17 protein-coding genes are annotated in these 17,729 nt (G+C 69.5%); 5 read left to right on the top strand and 12 right to left on the bottom strand.

All coding sequences use genetic code 11. The annotated features are described in order from the left end of the window. Positions 1-77: 77 nt before the first annotated feature. From ABUE11_RS17585 to ABUE11_RS17570, 4 genes are read left to right on the top strand one after another with little or no spacing between them, the layout of a single operon-like run. Positions 78-1,085 (top strand): ABC transporter substrate-binding protein, encoded by a 1,008-nt coding sequence (locus ABUE11_RS17585; RefSeq protein WP_367066742.1) that lies wholly within the window; start codon positions 78-80, stop codon positions 1,083-1,085. Next, positions 1,082-2,155: an iron ABC transporter permease gene (locus ABUE11_RS17580; RefSeq protein WP_367066741.1), complete on the top strand. Its 1,074-nt coding sequence runs from the start codon at positions 1,082-1,084 to the stop codon at positions 2,153-2,155. The genes ABUE11_RS17585 and ABUE11_RS17580 overlap by 4 nt, the downstream gene beginning before the upstream one ends. After that, on the top strand, positions 2,152-2,946 hold the full coding sequence (locus ABUE11_RS17575) for an ABC transporter ATP-binding protein (RefSeq protein WP_367066739.1): 795 nt from the start codon (positions 2,152-2,154) through the stop codon (positions 2,944-2,946). Before ABUE11_RS17580 ends, ABUE11_RS17575 begins: the two co-directional genes overlap by 4 nt. A 7-nt stretch (positions 2,947-2,953) precedes the next feature. Next, complete coding sequence (locus tag ABUE11_RS17570) at positions 2,954-3,394, top strand: pseudoazurin (protein WP_367066738.1); 441 nt, start codon at positions 2,954-2,956, stop codon at positions 3,392-3,394. Here ABUE11_RS17570 and ABUE11_RS17565 read toward each other — a convergent pair. From ABUE11_RS17565 to pyrF, 12 genes are all read right to left on the bottom strand, one after another. Continuing rightward, positions 3,391-4,731: an OprD family outer membrane porin gene (locus tag ABUE11_RS17565; protein ID WP_367066736.1), complete on the bottom strand. Its 1,341-nt coding sequence runs from the start codon at positions 4,729-4,731 to the stop codon at positions 3,391-3,393. The two genes, ABUE11_RS17570 and ABUE11_RS17565, sit on opposite strands and share 4 nt — an antisense overlap. After that, complete coding sequence (locus ABUE11_RS17560; protein ID WP_367066735.1) at positions 4,732-5,193, bottom strand: plastocyanin/azurin family copper-binding protein; 462 nt, start codon at positions 5,191-5,193, stop codon at positions 4,732-4,734. It lies immediately after the preceding gene. After that, positions 5,190-6,026, bottom strand: coding sequence for an ABC transporter ATP-binding protein (locus tag ABUE11_RS17555; protein ID WP_367066733.1), 837 nt, complete (start codon positions 6,024-6,026; stop codon positions 5,190-5,192). Before ABUE11_RS17555 ends, ABUE11_RS17560 begins: the two co-directional genes overlap by 4 nt. After that, on the bottom strand, positions 6,019-7,071 hold the full coding sequence (locus ABUE11_RS17550; protein WP_367066731.1) for an iron ABC transporter permease: 1,053 nt from the start codon (positions 7,069-7,071) through the stop codon (positions 6,019-6,021). Before ABUE11_RS17550 ends, ABUE11_RS17555 begins: the two co-directional genes overlap by 8 nt. A gap of 70 nt (positions 7,072-7,141) precedes the next feature. Next, positions 7,142-8,242, bottom strand: a complete 1,101-nt coding sequence (locus ABUE11_RS17545) for an ABC transporter substrate-binding protein (RefSeq protein ID WP_367066729.1) — start codon at positions 8,240-8,242, stop codon at positions 7,142-7,144. Between the two features lie 175 nt (positions 8,243-8,417). After that, on the bottom strand, positions 8,418-9,683 hold the full coding sequence (locus tag ABUE11_RS17540) for an MFS transporter (RefSeq protein WP_367066727.1): 1,266 nt from the start codon (positions 9,681-9,683) through the stop codon (positions 8,418-8,420). Between the two features lie 15 nt (positions 9,684-9,698). Beyond that, on the bottom strand, positions 9,699-10,625 hold the full coding sequence (locus tag ABUE11_RS17535) for a helical backbone metal receptor (protein WP_367066725.1): 927 nt from the start codon (positions 10,623-10,625) through the stop codon (positions 9,699-9,701). Between the two features lie 110 nt (positions 10,626-10,735). Further along, entirely contained in the window at positions 10,736-12,703 is a 1,968-nt protein-coding gene (locus ABUE11_RS17530; RefSeq protein WP_367066724.1) for a methyl-accepting chemotaxis protein, read from the bottom strand. 128 nt (positions 12,704-12,831) lie between these two features. Further along, positions 12,832-13,803 (bottom strand): succinylglutamate desuccinylase/aspartoacylase family protein, encoded by a 972-nt coding sequence (locus ABUE11_RS17525; RefSeq protein ID WP_367066722.1) that lies wholly within the window; start codon positions 13,801-13,803, stop codon positions 12,832-12,834. Next, positions 13,800-14,795 carry a tripartite tricarboxylate transporter substrate binding protein gene (locus ABUE11_RS17520; protein WP_367066721.1) on the bottom strand — a complete coding sequence of 332 codons (996 nt, stop codon included), beginning with the start codon at positions 14,793-14,795 and terminating at the stop codon, positions 13,800-13,802. The genes ABUE11_RS17525 and ABUE11_RS17520 overlap by 4 nt, the downstream gene beginning before the upstream one ends. Before the next feature lie 100 nt (positions 14,796-14,895). Then, on the bottom strand, positions 14,896-15,792 hold the full coding sequence (locus tag ABUE11_RS17515) for a LysR substrate-binding domain-containing protein (protein ID WP_367066719.1): 897 nt from the start codon (positions 15,790-15,792) through the stop codon (positions 14,896-14,898). Positions 15,793-15,808: 16 nt separating this feature from the next. After that, complete coding sequence (gene pyrF / locus ABUE11_RS17510) at positions 15,809-16,633, bottom strand: orotidine-5'-phosphate decarboxylase (RefSeq protein WP_367066717.1); 825 nt, start codon at positions 16,631-16,633, stop codon at positions 15,809-15,811. A gap of 111 nt (positions 16,634-16,744) precedes the next feature. Between pyrF and ABUE11_RS17505 the strand changes: the two genes are divergently transcribed. Further along, complete coding sequence (locus ABUE11_RS17505; protein ID WP_367066716.1) at positions 16,745-17,713, top strand: capsular polysaccharide synthesis protein; 969 nt, start codon at positions 16,745-16,747, stop codon at positions 17,711-17,713. The last annotated feature ends 16 nt before the right edge of the window (positions 17,714-17,729 follow it).

The raw sequence follows: 17,729 nt of genomic DNA, 5'->3' as shown, positions 1-17,729 counted from the left end.
CGTGAATAGCACATCGGCGTGGGAGCCCGCCGCTCTCTTGTCAGCACAGCACCGGCGCTTTCCGGAAAGAGACTGTGATGATGCTCCGACACCTTGCCGCAACGGCCGCCCTGGCGCTGACCATGGCGGCCCAGGCCACCGAATACCCGCTGACCGTGCACAACTGCGGCCATGCGCAGACCTTCAGGCAGGCGCCGGCCTCGGCGGTCACGATCGGCCAGGCGGGCACCGAGATGCTGTACGCGCTGGGCCTGGGCGACAAGGTAGTGGGCACGGCGCTGTGGTTCAACGCCGTGCAACCCCGGTTCAAGGCCATCAATGACAAGGTGCCGCGCCTGGCGGACAACGACCCCAGCTTCGAGGCCGTGATCGGCAAGCGTCCGCAGCTGCTGGTGTCGCAGTTCGAGTGGATGGTGGGCAAGGAGGGCGTGGTCGGCACGCGCGAGCAGTTCCACGACCTGGGCATTGCCACCTATGCCATGCCCTCGGACTGCGAGGGCAAGAACAACCTGAGCGGCGCGGACGGCACACGCACCGCCGTCTACGACGTGCAGTCGTTGTACAAGAGCGTGCGCCAGCTCGCGCAGATCTTCGACGTGCAGGACCGCGGCGAGGCCCTGGTCAAGGACCTGGTGGAGCGCCAGGCCCAGGCGGTCGCCAAGGTCCGGGCCACGGGCCTCAAGGACGTGAGCGCGGCGCTGTGGTTCTCCAGCGCCGATCTGGCCATCGACCCCTACATGGCCGGCGCCAAGGGCGTGGCGGGCACCATGATGCGCACCCTGGGCCTGCGCAACGTCGTGACCTCGGCCGAGGAATGGCCCACCGTAGGCTGGGAGACGCTGGCCAAGGCCAACCCCTCGGTGCTGATCATCGCGCGCATGGACCGTCGCCGCTTCCCCGCGGACGACTATCAGAAGAAGCTGCAGTTCCTGCAGTCCGACCCGGTGACCCGCCACATGGACGCGGTCAAGCACAACCGCATCGTCATCGTCGATGCCGACGCGCTGCAGGGCTCGATCCGCATGGTCGATGGCATGGAGCAGATCGCCGACGCGGTGCTCAAGCTTCAGGGCGGCGCCCGGTGAGCTGCGGCCCCGCACCCGGCAGCAACAGGCCGCTGCGGCTCGCGTGGCGCATAGGTGTGCGCACGGCGCTCGCCGTGGCGCTGCTGCTGGTGGCCGTGGTGCTGGGCATTGCCATCGGCGAGACGCCGATACCGGTGCGCATGGTCTACGAGGTGCTGGCCAACAAGCTCGCGGGTGCGGGCCATGACATCGACCCGATCAACCAGGGCATTGTCTGGAACTACCGCCTGCCACGCGCGCTGGTGGCGGCCAGCTGTGGGGCGGGCCTGGCGCTGTCGGGCGTGGTGCTGCAGTCGCTGTTGCGCAATGCGCTGGCCGAGCCCTATCTGCTGGGCATCTCGGCCGGCGCATCGACGGGCGCGGTGCTGGTCAGCGTCGCCGGCCTGGGCGCGGGTGCGCTGTCCATGACCACGGGTGCCTTCGTGGGGGCGCTGTGCGCGTTCGCGCTCGTGGCCCTGCTCGCGCATGCCGCGGGCGGCGGCGGGCTGCGCAACAGCGGGCAGATCGTGCTGGCGGGGATTGCGGGGTCGCAGCTGTTCAATGCCCTGACCTCGCTGATCATCACCAAGTCGGGCAGCGCCGAGCAGGCGCGCGGCATCATGTTCTGGCTGCTGGGCAACCTCAGTGGCGTGCGCTGGCCCGACACGGCCCTGGCGGCGGGCGTGGCCTGCGCGGCGCTGATCGTCTGCCTGTGGCACACGCGTGCGCTCGATGCCTTCATCTTCGGCACCGAGTCGGCCCTGGCCATGGGCGTGCCCGTGCGGCGCGTGCAGCTCGTCATGCTGCTGACGGCCGCACTGGCCACGGCCGTGATGGTGTCCATCGTCGGCGCCATCGGTTTTGTCGGCCTGGTCATTCCCCATGCGGCGCGTTTTCTGGTGGGGGTGCGCCACCAGCGGCTGCTGCCCGTCAGTGCGCTCATCGGTGCGGTGTTCCTGATTGCGGCGGATGTGGTCTCGCGCACCCTCATTGCGGGCCAGGTGCTGCCCATAGGCGTGATTACCGCGCTGGTGGGCGCGCCGGTGTTTGCCGCCATCTTGCTGCGCGCGGGCCGGGGGAGGCCGTCATGAAGCCAGCGACCCCCGTGCTGCAGGCGCTGGGCCTGTGCTGGCAGGCGCAGAAGAGGCGCATTCTGCACGACGTGCATCTGCAGGTGTGCGCGGGCGAGACCCTGGGTCTCATCGGGCCCAATGGCTCGGGCAAGTCCACCCTGCTGCGCCTGCTCGCCGGCGTGATGGCGCCGCAGCAGGGTCAGGTGCTGCTCGACGGCCAGTGCATGCGCCGCCTGCCCCGGCGGGCGATAGCGCAGCGTCTGGCCTTCGTGTCGCAGATGGCAGAGACGCAGGAGGCCATCACCGTGCACGATGCCGTGGAGCTCGGGCGCACGCCCTGGCTGTCCACGCTCGCGCCGCTGTCCGACCATGACCGCCGGATCGTTCACGACGCGCTCGAGGCCGTGGGCATGCACGAGCGCCACGCCAGCGCCTGGCACGAACTCTCGGGCGGCGAGCGCCAGCGCGTGCACATCGCGCGCGCGCTGGCGCAGCAGCCCGGCGTGCTGCTGCTCGACGAGCCGAGCAACCACCTGGACATCCACCAGCAGCTGTCGCTGATGCAGCTCATCGCCGATCTGCCCATCACCAAGGTGATGGCCGTGCACGACCTCAATCAGGCGCTGGCCTGCGACCGCCTGGCCGTCATGCAGCAGGGGCGCCTGGTGTGCACCGGAGCGCCCGCCGAGGTGCTGACACCGGCGCTGGTGCGCGAGGTCTTTCGGGTGGAGATGCGCATGCTCGCCGATCCGCACGACGGCAGCCGCGTGTTGCGCTTCGCCTCTCTTTCTTCCTCATCCACCTCCTGAACCCATCATGAACCACCGCATACCGCTGATGGCCCTGTTGCTGGGCGCCGCCCTGGGCGTCTCGTCCGTGCAGGCCGAAACCATTGAGATCAAGATGCGCAACCGCGGCGAGGGCGGCGCCATGGTCTACGAGCCGGACTTCGTCAGGCTCGCGCCCGGCGACAGGCTGAAGTTTCTGGCCACGAACCGCACGCACAACGCCGCCTCCATGCCCGAGATCCTGCCGCCCGCGGCCAAACCATTCATGGGCAGGATCGACGAGGAAATCGAGGTGACGTTCGACGAGCCAGGCCTCTACGGCATCAAATGCCTGCCGCACTACGCCATGGGCATGGTCATGCTGGTGCAGGTGGGCGATGCCCCGCTGTCGGCACTGCAGCTGCCCGACAGCGTGCCTGCCAAGGCGCGTGAGCGCCTGCAGGACATCGTCACGCGCCAGACGCGCTAGAGGATGCGCACAGGCATTTCCGCCAGCAGCCTCAGCTGATTGACGTTGAGCTCGCCCTGGGCCGCGTTGGCGCGGTGCACGCTCCAGCGCAGCTGCAGCGCCAGTCCCTTGGCCTGGCCGGACTGCACGGTGTAGCGCACGATCAGGTCACGCTCCCAGTGTTTGCCGCCCGCGCTGCCGGTGCCCAGGTAGCCGTTGTAGACGCTGCCTGCGCGGCGGTAGTCGATGCCGCTGCCGCGCGTGTAGGCCAGGCCGGCGCTCAGGCCGGGGGTGACGAGCTGGCCCAGGTCCACGTCGTACTTGAGCTGCCACGAGGCTTCGTGTGGCGCGTTGAAGTCCGACAGCTGCATGGCGTTTTCGAGCCAGATCGAGCCGCGGTTGACATAGTCGAACGGCGTGTCGCCATCGACCTTCTGGTAGCCCAGGCCCAGCTTGTGGGGGCCGAAGGCATAGCTGCTCATCAGGCTCCAGGTGGTGTTGTCCACTGCGCCGGCCAGCGCCTTGCCCGTGTCGGTGTTGCGGTAGAGGTTCAGGCTCAGGCTCAGGGACTGCTTGTTGGCCAGGGCCATCTTGTAGAAGCTGCCCAGGTACCAGGTGTTCCACGCATCCTCATACTGGCCCCAGTAGCCGGTGAGGCCCAGGCCGTTGATGGGCGTGCTCCATGTGCCGCCGGCAAAGGCGAAGGCCGAGGCATTGATGCCCGAGTAGTTGGCCAGCAGATCGCCGCCGTTCTTGCGTGCGTTGCGATCTGTCCAGCGCGTGAAGCGCCCGGCCTGCAGCGACAGCGTGGGAATGTCCGTGCTGGTGATCTGCCAGCCCCGGTTGGTTTCGGGCAGCAGGCGCGTGTCGGACGAATGGAAGATGGGGTTCTTGGTGCGCATCTCGCCGACCTTGAGTTCGGTGGAGGACATGCGCAGCTTCAGCGCGGCGCCCGCACGGCCAAAGCTGTCCTTGAGCTGCGCGCCGTCCTTGGCGATGTAGCGCGGGGTGCGGCGCACGCTGTCGGCGTCCGAGCCCAGGTTCACGCCGCCAACGGCATGCGCGTCCAGCCCCAGGCCGACCACGCCACGCGTGTAGCCGGACTGGTAGTTGAGCATCAGGCCGTAGGCGGCCTCCGTGGCCTCGTCGGAGCGCGTGCCGGCCACGGTGCGCGTGGTGTCACCGCGTCGGTAGTCGAGCCGTTCGTAGACCAGGCGGTTGTGCAGCGTGAGGCCCGAGCCTTCGATGAACCCCTTGGCGTCGTCCTGTGCGCCCGCATGGGCGCCAAGCGATGCGGCGGCGCAGGCGGCCAGGGCGGCCGCGGTGCGCAGGCTGCGGGCGTGGTGGTGGCGGGCCATTTATTGCGCCTCCTGCATGTGCTTGACCAGCGTGTCGGCGCGGTCGGTGTTGCTCATCATGCGGCCGCGCAGATTGTTCACCGCCTTGACGGCGGCGGGCACCTGGGTGGTCACGGCCTCGCCTTCGCCCACCTGGATGGCGCCGATCATGGCCATCATCATGTGCGGCGGGCAGACGTAGAAATACATGCCGGGCTGATCCAGGGTGACGGTGTATTCCTCGTCCTCCTTGCTGGTGAACCGGTTGGTGCCGGCGGGTGCGGTCATGAGCTTGACGTAGTGGCTCTTGTGCACGGGCTTGAAGGTGACGCTGTCACCCGGCGCGACCTTGAGGTACATGGGCTTGAAGACCATCGTGGCGCTGCCGTCCTGGTCGAGCATTTCCACCACGTGGTTGGCGGCCCATGCGGGCAGGGTCATGGCCGCGCAGGCGAGCGCGGCGATCCAGTTGCGTGCATTCATGTTGCTTGTTGCAGGAGTGAGGAATCGGGGTGGACGCCGGGAAGCCGGCGGGCCGGCTCGCCCGCAAACGCGCCGCGCAGCGGCGTGACGCGCGGCAGGCCGTCGTTGCCGGTGACGACGTCGGTGCGGATGCCGTAGATGCGCTCGAGAAAGCCTGCGCTCATCACATCCAGCGGCGCGCCCTGGGCCAGCACGCTGCGGTCGGCAATGACGATGACCTCGTCCGCGTACTGCGCGACCAGGTTCAGGTCGTGCAGCACGGTCAGCGTGGTGCAGTGGCGCTGGCGCGTCTGCTCCAGCAGGATGTCCAGCAGTCGCACCTGGTGCTTGAGGTCCAGGGCGCTCACGGGCTCGTCGAGCAGCATCAGCGCGCTCTGGCGCATCAGCAGCTGCGCGAACAGCACCATCTGGCGCTGTCCGCCACTGAGCTGCGCCACGGAGCGGTTGGCCAGGTGCAGCAGCCCCACGGTGTCCAGCGACTCCAGCGCCTGCTGCAGCAGCTCGTCGCCGATGTGCATGCCGAGGTTGGACAGCCGGCCCAGCAGCACGACCTCGATGGCGCTCAGATCCACGTCCAGGCTGATGTCCTGCGGCATGTAGGCCATGCCGGCCTGCCAGGTGGGCAGGCGTGCGTGATCCTGCAGCACATCCCTGTGGCGCACCTGGCCCGCCTTCAGGCGCAGCTGACCGGTCACGGCCTTGAGCAGCGTGCTCTTGCCGGCGCCATTGGGGCCGATGATGGCGTGCAGCCGCCCCGGCCGCAGTTGCAGCGTGATGTCTTCGAGAATCGCGGTGTTGCCGCGCACAACGGTGGCGTGGGCGATGTCAAGCATGTCGGCGCAGCCCCCGCAGAATCAGCACGAAGAAGAACGGCACGCCGATGAGCGCCGTGACGATGCCGATGGGGAAGATGGCGCCCGGCAGAATCGTCTTGGACAGCACCGACGAGACCGACAGCAGGCAGGCGCCGCACAGCATGGACAGGGGGATGTAGTAGCGCTGATCCTCCCCCACGAGCATGCGTGCGATGTGCGGCGACACCAGGCCGATGAAGCCGATCACGCCGACGAAGCCGATGGCCGTGGCCGTGAGCAGTGACACCAGCGCCAGGGTCTTCAGGCGCAGCCGGCGCACGTTCACGCCCAGGCTGGCGGCGCGTTCTTCGCCCATGCGCAATGCCGTGAGCTTCCAGGCGTCGCGCATCAGGAGCAGCGTGCACATGACCAGCACGCCGGCCACGCAGGCCACGCTGTACCAATGGCTCTTGAGCAGGCTGCCAAACAGCCAGAACGTGATTTGCTGGCTCAGCTCGGGCGAGGCGATGTACTGCAGCAGGCTCAGCAGCGCCTGGAACAGAAACAGCAGCGAAATGCCCGCGAGCACCAGCACATAGGTGCTGATGGCGCGCATGGACGCCAGCGCAAACAGCAGACCCGCGGCGAGCATGCAGAACACGAAGCCGCCCAGAGGCACGGCCACCAGTGTGGGCAGACCGAAGCCATCGAAATACAGCGTCAGCGCGGCGCCAAAGCCCGATGCGGCCGCCAGGCCCAGCGTGTACGGGCTGGCCATGGGGTTGTTGAGCAGGGTCTGCATCTCGGCACCGCCCAGCGCCAGCGACGCGCCCACCACCAGCGCCATGGCCGCGATCGGCAGGCGCATGTTCATGACGATGGCACGGGTGGCGCTGTCGGCGGCATCCGGATTCAACAGGGTCTGCACGACGTCGCCCAGGCCGATCATCGAAGGTCCGGTGGCGATGTCCAGCACCAGCGAGCACAGGCTGAGCGCCACGAACACCAGCAGAAAACCGCCGCGGCGGCGTTCGTGGCGGCGGTGGCTCAGGCGTGCCGCATCCAGCTGTGCGGTGAGTTGCATGGGGGGCTTTCGGGAACCGCCGCGCGCGGGCGGCTTGCCCCGGCGCGGCGTCGGTCAAGCGAGCGCGGGCCTATCGCGCGCTCAGATCGGTGGCGAATGTGCCCTGCGGCACGACGGGCAGGTACTTCTTGTAGAAGTTGATGTAGTTCTGCTCGGGATTGAGGTCGGGGAACACCGTGGGGTACAGCGCCTTGGCGATGTACTGCACCATGGTGTAGTCGGCCTGCGTGCGCGATGCGCCCTGGTAGAGCGCGTGCAGGCGCTGGCCCTTGATGGCGGGCAGCGTGCCCCAGCCGGGGCGCTGGGCCCAGCCCGACAGACGCTCGGCCACCTCCTTGCGTGGCACGCCCTGGCCGATGCGCAGGGCCGTCGGGCTCTTGGCGGTTTCCGTGCCGGTGATCAGCACCACGTCCGGCTGGGAGGCCAGCACCTGCTCGGGGTTGATGGGGCCCCACCACTCGACAAAGGGCTTGGAGATGTTGATGCCGCCGGCCTGCTCGATCATGCCGCCCCACATGTTCTTGCCATAGCTGATGCCCACCTCGCCGGGGCCCTTGTTGCCGAACTCGGCGTAGGCCTTGGGCTTGGGCAGCCTGGCCTTGGCCAGCCGTGCGTCGATGTCGCCGAGGGCGTCCTTGTAGTCCTTGTTGATGGCCGCGGCGCGCGCGGGCTGACCGGCGATCTCGCCGAGCAGTTCGGTGCTCTTGAGGTGGCGTTCCAGGGTCTGTGCGTTGTAGTCCACCACGACGATGGGGATGCCGGCACTCTTGATCTGGTCGATGTCGCTGCCCAGGCCCTGCATCTGCCACTCGGCCAGCACCAGCACATCGGGCTTGAGGGCAATCACCTTTTCCACCGAGAACGTCATGGCCTCGACCTCGCCCATGTCGGGCAGCTTGTCGATGGCGGGCATGTGGTCGGTGTAGAGCTTCCAGCTTGCGGGGCGCCAGCCCTTCCACGCGTCCTTGGAGATGCCGACCACGTGGGACCAGCCCTTCTCGCCGGCCACGGCCAGATAGTCTTCAAAGTAGAAGCCCAGGGCCACGCGCTTGGCGGGCAGATCCAGCTTGACCTGCTGGCCGGAAATGTCGGTGAGGGTTTTGATTTCTGCCTGGGCGCCAAGGGCACAGACAGCCAGGGCAAGGCTGGCCAAGGAGTTTTTGCGGAGCATTGTGTCGATGGATGAATGAGGAGAACCGCCCGCCAACCCATGGACGCATGTCACGTGCATCGACATGCCCATCGGCCCGTACCGGCCGCGGCATTCTAGGGATTAAGTTGAAAACAATTCTCATTACCAATCAAAACACTAGGGTTTACGCTGTTGCCTGGCGGGTCAAACTGGTTCAAGAGTCTGCGCGCGGCAGGCGCAGCCGCGCCATGGCACAGGCGCTCGCTGCGGGCAGCAGCATCGCCAGGCCCCAGGCCAGGCCGGTGCCGCCCGGCACGGCCATGTGCGCGAGCGCGTCCTGCACCAGTCCCACGGCCACATTGCCGCACAGCACCATGAGTCCGCCCATCGAGGCCAGCAGGCCGTAGTAGACCGGCAAGGCCTGCTGCCGGGCAAAGTGCGGCACGAGCGACATGGCCACGGGCGCGGCGAACATCTGTCCGAGGCTGAGCAAGAGCACGAACAGCGTCACGGGCACGGCGCTGGCATGGGAGGCCGAAAAAGCATCGGGAACCCCGGGGAGCATGCTGCCCAGCAGGGCGCCAAAGGCCAGCGTCATCCACGCAAAGCCTATGACCAGGGCCTTGCGTGCGGACATCCTGCGGCACAGCGCCGCTATCGGAAACTGCAGCCCGATCACCAGCACCGAGGCCAGCACAAACAGCCAGGACAGCGCCATGGGCGGTGCGCCGATGCGTGAGATCTCGGCAGGCACGGCCATGTACAGCTGGTTGTAGCTGAACAGATAGGTGCTGTAGGCCAGCGCAAACAGCAGGAAGTCACGCTCGCCGAACACCCGGCGCCAGCCGCCCGGCATGGCCTTGGCGCGCTGCAGATCGTGCGGCACCGTCGCATGCAGCACGATGGCGGCCAGCACGAACACGCCGGCGCATGACACCGCAAGCCAGGCAAAGCCCCAGGGCATGAGCAGGCCACCCAGCACAGGCCCGGCCACGGCGCCGAGCTCTCCGGCCACGGCAAAGGCCGCAAACAGGTTGGCGCGAGCCTGCGTCGCTGGGCGCGCCTCTTGATCGCGGGCCTGTATCTCGGCCGTCAATGCCTCCATGCAGGGCGAGAACATGGCGCCGCCCAGGCCCGTCAGGGACGCGCTGGCAATGAGCATGAGCGGCGTCTGGGCAAGGGCCAGCCCCAGGTAGCCCAGCACCCGCACCGCACAGCCCGCCAGCATCAGCCGACGATAGCCCCAACGCTGCGCTAGCAGCCCGCCGAGGAAGAACATGCCCTGCTGCGAGAACGTGCGCACGCCCAGCACGATGCCGATCATGGCGCTGCCCATCAGCAGGTCGTCGCGCATGTGCATGGCGATGAAGGGCACGACGGCAAAAAAGCCGATGTTGAACACCAGCTGCGTGCCCAGGATGACGTTGCGCTGGGGAAGAGGCCTGGCCGGGGCCATGAGGTGAGCCTGGTTACTGGTCATGCTGCTTTGCTGGCGTCACGGCCTTGATGTCCCGGCATCGGGCGACAGCCGCTGCAGGCATTGCAGGACCAAGCGCGCCGCATCGACGACGCGCGGGCCCGGGCGCACCAGGAGGTCGAACTCGGCGTTCGGAATGCGGCAGTAGCCGTTGCCGCGCAGCGCGGCGATGCGGTTCCAGCCCTGGCGCTCGGGGGGCGGCACAGGCATGTCGGTCATGGTGATGACCAGGTCCGGGTTGGCGCGCACCACATATTCGGGGTTGAGCTTGGGGTACATCGGCAGGTCGCGGCCCGCGATGTTCACCAGCCCCAGGCCCTGCAGGGTCTGGCCGATGAACGAGGCCTCGCCCGCGGCCGCCATGCCGCTGTGCAGCTCGAAGTACACCTTCCTGCCCTGCCAGTGCGCGGGCACCTCGCGCCGCAGTGCGGCGAGCCGCTCCTTCGTCTGCCGCCACAGCCGCTGGCCCGCGCCCGGCCTCCCGATCAGCATGGCCAGGGTTTCCATGTCCCGGGCCATGTCCTCGTAGGTCTGCACGTTGAGCGCCAGCACCTGGATGCCCAGGCTCTCGAGCCGTTCGTTGAGCTTGTGCCCGGGCCGCGACAGCACCACATCGGGCCGCAGGGCGACGATGCGCTCCATGTCCGGGTCGCGCAGGCTGCCCACCTTGGGCAGTGCGGCCGCCTGCCCGGGCCAGAGTGAATGGCGGTCGACGGCCACAAGCGCGTCGCAGCCGCCCAGGGCGCACAGGGCCTCGGTGAACGAGGGTTGGAGCGAGACGATGCGCTGCGCCGGGCGGGCCAGTGTGATGGTCTTGTGCCTGGCATCGGCAAGCTCGATCGCGCCCTGTGCCGCCAAGGGCTGCGGCGCGCCGGTCAGGCAGAGGGCCGAGCTCAGCGCCAGGGCCTTGAGGTAGTCGCTCATGTCGCGGCTGGGTAAAGCCATCGATTCTATGCATCGCCTCAGGGACTGGAATCAGCGGCGGCTGTTTGCCTCCTCATTCCCTCGTCAGGCCCAAAGGCGCGCGGCGGTGGGGCAGGGCCGTCCCCGACCGCTCAGCATGTGAGCGCAGGCATCCGCGTCTGCTCCACGTGGGGCGTGTCGGCCGCGCTGCGGAACACCGCCACCGCCCGCACCAGTGCCTGGGACTGGCCGCTCAGCGCGTCGGCGGCGGCGGCCATTTCCTCGACCAGCGCGGCGTTCTGCTGCGTCACCTGATCGAGGGCGCTGACGGCCTCGCCCACCTGGGCCACGCCGTTGGCCTGTTCCTGGCTGGCGGTGCTGATCTGGCCGACCAGGGCGCTCAGGCGCTGCATGCTCTGCACCACCTCGGCCATGGTCTGGCCCGCGGCGGCGGCCTGCTCGTTGCCCTGGTCCACGCGCGCGCGGCTGTCCTCGATGAGGGCGCGGATCTGCTTGGCGGCCTCGCCGCTGCGTCCGGCCAGGCCGCGCACCTCGCTGGCCACCACGGCAAAGCCGCGCCCCTGCTCGCCGGCGCGCGCGGCCTCCACGGCGGCGTTCAGGGCCAGCAGATTGGTCTGGAAGGCGATGCCGTCGATCACCTGGATGATGTCGGCCATCTGCTGCGCGGCCTGGTGCACGCCGCGCATGGTGCCCACGACCTGCTCCACGCTGGCGCCGCCCTGGCGGGCCATGTCGCGCGTCTGCTCGGCAAGCTGGCTGGCCTCGCGCGCGGTCTCGGCGTTGTGCTGCACCGTGGCGCTGAGCTGCTCCATGGAGGCGGCCGTCTGCTCGAGCGCGCTGGCCTGGGATTCGGTGCGGCCCGACAGGTCGTGGTTGCCCTGGGCGATCTCGCTGCTCGCCAGGGCCACGCTCTCGGAGCCGCGGCGCACCTGGGCCACGATGGGGCGCAGGGTGGCGCGCATCTGCTGCTGTGCGGCGATGAGCTGGCCGACCTCGTTGCTGCCATGGGGCTGGTCGGCGCCGCTCAGGTCGCCCCGGGCCACGGCACGTGCCAGCGCCACGGCCTGGTCCAGTGGGCGCGTGATGGAGCGCACGAAGACGGCGGCCAGGGCCAGGGCCAGCAGCAGCAGGGCCGCGAGCGCGCCGGCCATGAGCCAGAGCGTGCGCCGTGCCTGCGCGGCCTGATCCTGGGCCATGGACAGCAATGCTTGCGTGGCCTGGCCGCCAAGCGCGTTCACGGCCTCGATGGCGGCCGTGAGCGTGTCGAAGTAGCGTGCGGCGGGGAGCTGCATCTCCACGGCCTCGAGCAGCCCCTCGTCGACCATGGTCAGGGCCTCGGCCACGCGCGCCTTTTCGCTCGCGAGTGCCGGCGTCAGCACGGCGCTGCGCTCGGGCGCGTAGCGCTGGGCGCGCTGCAGGCTGGCCTGGCTGGACGCATCGAACTCATCGGCGCGCGCGCGCAGGGCGCGCAGCTGGCCGCGGACGTCGGGGGGCAGTTCGGCGCGGGCCAGCGCGCCCGTGCCCATTGCGCGCATCTGGCCCAGCTGCTCGCCCAGCATGGGCAGTTGTTCGAGTGCGGCCTCGATCAACGCCTGGGTGTCGCGCCGGTCGCTGGTGCTCAGGCCGCTCGTGTGCAGCAGCTGATCGCTCAGCTCGAGCAGCCGCGCCACCAGCCGCGTGTGGCGCGCCAGGCTTTGCGCGGGCGCCAGGGCGCGGTCGGCCTCGGCCTGCTGCAGCGCCTGCCAGTCCTGACGCAGGCGCGCCAGCTCCGCGGCCTGTTCGGGCGCGACCGCGTCGAGCTCGGTGGCCGAGGCCTGCAGCGCCTGTTCCAGCGCGTCGCGCACGGCCGGCCGGCGCGCCGCGAGCTGCTCGTCGCCCGCGAGCGTGGCCGCGGACAGGCCCCGGTGCGTCTGCGTGAGGCGCACGGCCTCGCCGAGCCGCTGCAGCGCCGGCATGGCGCGTGCCTGCGTGTCCAGGATCTGGACCTGGTCCAGCTTGTCGCGCAGGTACAGGCCGGCGGGCAGTGCCATCATGAGCAGGGCGATGGCACCCAGGATCAGGAACTTCTGCGACAGGCGCAGGCGGTCGAGTAATCGCATGAAATTTATACAAATGTAATAAATTGCACGCGATTCTAGGGGTAACCCGGATGGGCGTCAGCCGCACCCCGGGGCGCTGTCGGAAAAATGCGGCACGCTTGATCCGGGTCAGGCGCGGGCCCGTGGCGTCAAAGCGCGCGCCGCCTGGCAAAGCGCACCACGGTCACGCCGGCGCGCGCCTGGCGCGTGCTGGGCATGACGAGCACGCAGTCGTCATAGGGCGTGGTGACCGGCTCGCCATCGTTGTCACCGATCACCGTGCCGGCCTTGGGGATCACCTCCAGGCCCGTGAAGGGCTCGGTGAAGCGAAAGCGCTCGCTTTTCGCCACCACCGGGCCCGTGACCGCGAGCGCCCATTGGCGCGGCGCGTCGGGCAGGCGCCAGCCGGGCAGCCGCTGCGCGAGCGTGGCCGCGTCCACCACGCCCGCGGCCTGCAGAAAGCGCAGGCACATGTCCTGGGCCACGGCGCGGCTCGCCGGGTCGCCGTGAAAGCCGCATTCCACGAGCAGCGAGCGGCTGTCGCCGGCCGCCGCGTCGTCCAGGCCGAAGCGCCCGTAGTCGCGCATGCGCGTGCCGTCCTGGTGGCCGGCGTCGATCACGATGTGCTCGGGCGTGGCCAGGGCCTTGGCCAACTGCAGGTTGCGCGGCTGCATGCCCGTGAGCAGCAGCGGCACGCAGGGCTCGTGCATGGAGTGCAGATCGAGCAGCCAGTCGGCCTCTGCCACATAGGGGCGCAGCGCGTCGCAGCGCCGGCGCTCCAGGCTGTCTGCGGCATCCATGCGCGCGTCCTGCCACTGGCGGTTCATGTCCTGCTCTACGAAGCGCGCCGCGTCATGGTTGGCCGGATCGAACCGGTCGAACGCCGCGAGGTTGCAGAAGGCCAGCGTGAGCCGGCCCGCCTGCGGGCGCAGGCCGGCCTCGAGCAGGCCCTTGAGCGCCCAGGCGCCGCACAGCTCGTTGCCGTGGATCAGCGCGCTGATCAGGACATGGCGGCCGGGGTTGCCGGAGTCGAAGCGCCACACACCCTCGGTGTCCGTGTTGCCGGCGCGCCAGGCGGCGATGTCGGGTGCGGGCAGCGCAAATTGCAGCGGGTCTGTCATTCGTCGATCTTCGCGAATTGCACGATCTTGGTGTACTTGGCGACCTCGTCGCGCCAGAACTGGGGCAGGTTGGCGTCGGGCGCGGCCACACCCGAGCCGGCGGCCGCCATCTTCTTGCGGAAGTCGGGCGACTGCAGGGTCTCGGCCAGCGCCTTCTTGAGCTTGGCGACGACGGGCTGGGGCAGGCCGGCCGGCCCGACCAGGGCGAACCAGCTCTCGATGTCCACGTTCTTGAACTGCGGCAGCTCGGCCAGGGCCGGGATGTCGGGCGTGGCCGGCGCGCGCTTGGCCGCCGTCGTGCCCAGCGCCACCACCTTGCCCGACTTGATGTGCGGCAGGCCGCTGGAGAGCACGAACACGCCGAACTCCAGGTTGTTGCCCACCAGGTCGTTGGTCAGCGGCGCCACGCCGCGGTAGGGGATGTGGGTCATGAACAGGCCGCCCTGTTCCTTGACCATCTCGCCGGCCAGGTGCAGGGCCGTGCCCACGCCCGAGCTGCCGTAGCTGAACTTGCCCGGGTTCTTCTTGACCAGATCGGTGAAGTCGCCGGCGTTCTTCACGCCAGTGGCGGTGGAGGCCACCAGCACCAGGGGCTGGGAGCCGATCAGGCCGACGGGCGTGAAGTTGGCGGGGCTGTACTTGACGCTCTTGTTGATCAGCCTGGCGATCGCGAGCTCGTTGCTCGAGCCCACCAGCAGGGTGTAGCCGTCGGGCGCCGCGCCGACCACCTTTTGCGCGCCTATGGTGCCGCCGGCGCCGCCCAGGTTTTCGATCACCACGGCTTGGCCCAGGCGCGTGGAGAGCTCGGCGCCCACCAGGCGGCCCATGAGGTCGGTGCTGCCGCCGGGCGGATAGCCCACGACGAGGGTGATGGGCTTGGCGGGCCAGGCGGCCTCCTGTGCGGCGGCCGGTGCCGTGCACAGCAGGGTCAAGCCGCCGGCGATGAGGGCGGCGGCAAGGCGGCGCGAGAGGGTGGGGGGCGTGGGACGCATGGATTCCTCTGATGTCATGTGGGGTGTGGCCGCATTGTGCGTAGCGGTGCACCGCAGCATGGTGCCGAATGGGCACGCATTTGTGCCAATTCGTGGCGGGTCAGCGCCGGGCCATGGCGCCCCACAGCGTCTCGGCCAACGGGCCCAGGCGGCGCTTGGGGCGGTACAGGCGCACGTCGAACTTCAGCTCCAGGCTGCGGTCACCTGCGCTCGCCAGCCGCCCTGCCTGGCAGTCGGCATGCACCATGGACCAGGGCAGCCAGGCCACGCCCAGGCCCTGGAGCGTGTATTCGTAGTTGGCGTCGGGCGAGTCGCATTCGAGCAGCCGCCGCAGGCGTGGGCGCGCCGGGTGGTGGGCCAGGTGGTCCTCGAGCAGCCGGCCCAGCGCCAGTGTGTGCGCATAGGCCACATGGGGCACCGGCGCGTCGCCGCCCAGCGCGTGGAGCGGCGCGCCCTGGGCGTCGGCGCGCGCGACGGGCACCAGCCGGTCGCTGGCCAGCGTGAGATGCTGGAACTGGCGCGCATCCAGCGGCACGACCAGCGTTGGGTGGTGGTAGAGGATGGCGAAGTCCGCCTCGCCGCGCTGGAGCCCGTCCACCGTCTCGGCCAGCGAGCCGGTGCGTATGCGCAGCTCGCCGTCCTGGCCCAGCAGCGGGGCGAGCCGTACCAGCCAGTCGGCCACCAGGGTGCGTGCCAGCGTGCGGCCGGTGGCCAGCGTCACGGTGCGCGCCTGACGCCCGGCAAGGGCCTGCAGCTCTTCGTGCGACTGGGCCAGGCCGCGCGCGGTCTGCTCTGCGGTCTCGAGAAACGCCTGGCCCGCGGGGGTCAGGCGCACCGGCGTGCCGCCATGCTCGACCAGCGCCGTGCCGGCCCAGGCCTCGAGCGCGCGAATGCGCCGGCCAAAGGCAGGGTGCGTGACATGGCGCAGCTCGGCCGCACGCGTGAAGCTGCGCTCATGGGCGAGCGCAATGAAGTCCTCCAGCCATTTGAGCTGCATGGCCGGGCCCGACAGGCTAGGTGCGTGCGGCGTTGAGCGCGGCGCGCGTGGCCAGGGCCGCGGCGCGCGCGGCCTGGGCAAAGTCGGCGCCGCTGGAGGCGTAGAGCACGGCGCGCGAGGAGTTGACGATGATGGGGCCGTCCTCGGTGAGCCCGGCGCGCACGGTGGCAACCGCATCGCCGCCCTGGGCGCCCACGCCCGGGATCAGCAGCGGCAGCCGGGGCGCGATGGCGCGCACGCGCGCGATCTCTTCGGGGTAGGTCGCGCCCACCACCAGGCCGAGCTGGCCGTTCTTGTTCCACGGGCCCTGGGCCAGGCGCGCCACATGCTCGTAGAGCAGGGGTTGGCCCTCGACGCTGGCCAGGCGCTGGGCCTGCAGATCGTCGCCGCCGGGGTTGGAGGTGCGGCACAGCAGAAACGCGCCCTTGCCGTGGTATTCGAGGTAGGGCGCGACGGAATCAAAGCCCATGAAGGGCGAGAGCGTCACGGCGTCGGCGCCGTAGCGCTCGAAGGCCTCGCGCGCGTACTGCTCGGCCGTGGAGCCGATGTCGCCGCGCTTGGCGTCCAGGATCACCGGCACATGTGGCGCGTTGCTGCGCATGTGCTGCATCAGGCGCTCGAGCTGGTCCTCCGCGCCATGGGCGGCAAAGTAGGCGATCTGCGGCTTGAAGGCGCAGACCAGGTCGGCCGTGGCGTCCACGATGGCGGCGCAGAAGTCGTAGATCCGGCGCGCGTCGCCCTGCATGCCCGCGGGAAAGCGCGTGGGCTCGGGGTCCAGCCCCACGCACAGCAGGGAGTCATTGCGCGTGGTGGCGTCGCGCAGCATGTCGAGAAAGGTCATGGGGGGAATTTTAGGAGAGCACCGCTGCAACGGCCGTCCGCGGTGACAATCGGGCCCGCGCACGCCGCAGGCCGGCTTGCTCCGCACCCAGCTCCCCTCCCGTCTCATCCCATGCCAACCCTTGTGCCCGCCGCGGTCCTGCGCACCGCGCTCCAATTGCTGTCCCTGCTGCGACCCGCCACCGCTGCCGCGTACCAGGGGCAGGCCCTGCCCATGGTGTTCAAGGGTTCGGGCGCGCCGGGCATGGCGGGCACCCCACCGGCCGCCATTCCCCGGCGCATCTGGACCTACTGGAACGGCGCCACGCTGGACCCCGTCGTCGCCCAGTGCGTGGACAACTGGCGCCGGCAATGCCCGGACTACAGCGTCGAGGTGCTCCATGCCGGCAACCTCGAGCGTTTCGTCGCGCCCGGCGATCTGCCGCCCGGTTTTCTCGACCTCGCCGCGGCCAAGCAGGCCGACTGGCTGCGCCTGTACCTGGTGCGCCACCATGGTGGCTTCTGGCTCGATGCCTCCATCGTGCTGACCCGCTCTCTGGACTGGCTGGTCGCCGAGCAGCAGGCGCAGGGCAGCGAGTTCGCGGGCTTCTTCCTCGAGGGCTTCACCCATGACGCGCGCTGGCCGGTGGTGGAGAGCTGGGCCTTTGGCGCGCCGGCCCACGCACCGTTCGTGACGGCCTGGCAGCAGGAGTTTCATCTGGCGCTGATCACCCAGGGCACGCAGGACTATCTGGCAGAGCTGCGCGCCAGGCCCTGGGGGGCTGAGCTGCTGCAGGGCATCCCGGACCCCGAATACCTGCTCATCCACGTTGCGGCCCAGCAGGTGCTGCGGCGCGGCAATGCCTTTCATCTGTCGCTGTACAGCGCGGAAGACACGGCCTACTTCTACCAGAAGGCCTTGCGCTGGAAGTGGTATCTGCTCTACCCCCGGCTCTGCCTGGCCCCGGCGCAGGCTGCTGTGGCGCCGTTGGTCAAGCTGCGCGGGGGCGAGCGACGTCATTTTTCCGAGCTGCTGGCGCATCACGGCGGGGCCAGCCCCGGCAGCCTGTGGCAGCGCGCCTGCGCCGCCAGGTCCGGTTAGCCACTGCGGCCTGGGG

This window comes from Oryzisolibacter sp. LB2S, assembly GCF_040732315.1.
In the GTDB taxonomy this organism is placed as follows: Bacteria; Pseudomonadota; Gammaproteobacteria; order Burkholderiales; family Burkholderiaceae_C; genus Alicycliphilus; species Alicycliphilus soli.
This window is presented reverse-complemented; position numbering and strand designations above follow the sequence as displayed.

What these genes read in the sequence shown, in the direction of transcription:
- ABUE11_RS17585 (WP_367066742.1), top strand. Translation starts at nt 78, where the DNA reads ATGATGCTCCGACACCTTGCCGCAACGGCCGCCCTGGCGCTGACCATG.
- ABUE11_RS17575 (WP_367066739.1), top strand. Translation starts at nt 2,152, where the DNA reads ATGAAGCCAGCGACCCCCGTGCTGCAGGCGCTGGGCCTGTGCTGGCAG.
- ABUE11_RS17570 (WP_367066738.1), top strand. Translation starts at nt 2,954, where the DNA reads ATGAACCACCGCATACCGCTGATGGCCCTGTTGCTGGGCGCCGCCCTG.
- ABUE11_RS17565 (WP_367066736.1), bottom strand. Translation starts at nt 4,731, where the DNA reads ATGGCCCGCCACCACCACGCCCGCAGCCTGCGCACCGCGGCCGCCCTG.
- ABUE11_RS17560 (WP_367066735.1), bottom strand. Translation starts at nt 5,193, where the DNA reads ATGAATGCACGCAACTGGATCGCCGCGCTCGCCTGCGCGGCCATGACC.
- ABUE11_RS17555 (WP_367066733.1), bottom strand. Translation starts at nt 6,026, where the DNA reads ATGCTTGACATCGCCCACGCCACCGTTGTGCGCGGCAACACCGCGATT.
- ABUE11_RS17550 (WP_367066731.1), bottom strand. Translation starts at nt 7,071, where the DNA reads ATGCAACTCACCGCACAGCTGGATGCGGCACGCCTGAGCCACCGCCGC.
- ABUE11_RS17545 (WP_367066729.1), bottom strand. Translation starts at nt 8,242, where the DNA reads ATGCTCCGCAAAAACTCCTTGGCCAGCCTTGCCCTGGCTGTCTGTGCC.
- ABUE11_RS17540 (WP_367066727.1), bottom strand. Translation starts at nt 9,683, where the DNA reads ATGACCAGTAACCAGGCTCACCTCATGGCCCCGGCCAGGCCTCTTCCC.
- ABUE11_RS17535 (WP_367066725.1), bottom strand. Translation starts at nt 10,625, where the DNA reads ATGGCTTTACCCAGCCGCGACATGAGCGACTACCTCAAGGCCCTGGCG.
- ABUE11_RS17530 (WP_367066724.1), bottom strand. Translation starts at nt 12,703, where the DNA reads ATGCGATTACTCGACCGCCTGCGCCTGTCGCAGAAGTTCCTGATCCTG.
- ABUE11_RS17525 (WP_367066722.1), bottom strand. Translation starts at nt 13,803, where the DNA reads ATGACAGACCCGCTGCAATTTGCGCTGCCCGCACCCGACATCGCCGCC.
- ABUE11_RS17520 (WP_367066721.1), bottom strand. Translation starts at nt 14,795, where the DNA reads ATGCGTCCCACGCCCCCCACCCTCTCGCGCCGCCTTGCCGCCGCCCTC.
- ABUE11_RS17515 (WP_367066719.1), bottom strand. Translation starts at nt 15,792, where the DNA reads ATGCAGCTCAAATGGCTGGAGGACTTCATTGCGCTCGCCCATGAGCGC.
- pyrF (WP_367066717.1), bottom strand. Translation starts at nt 16,633, where the DNA reads ATGACCTTTCTCGACATGCTGCGCGACGCCACCACGCGCAATGACTCC.
- ABUE11_RS17505 (WP_367066716.1), top strand. Translation starts at nt 16,745, where the DNA reads ATGCCAACCCTTGTGCCCGCCGCGGTCCTGCGCACCGCGCTCCAATTG.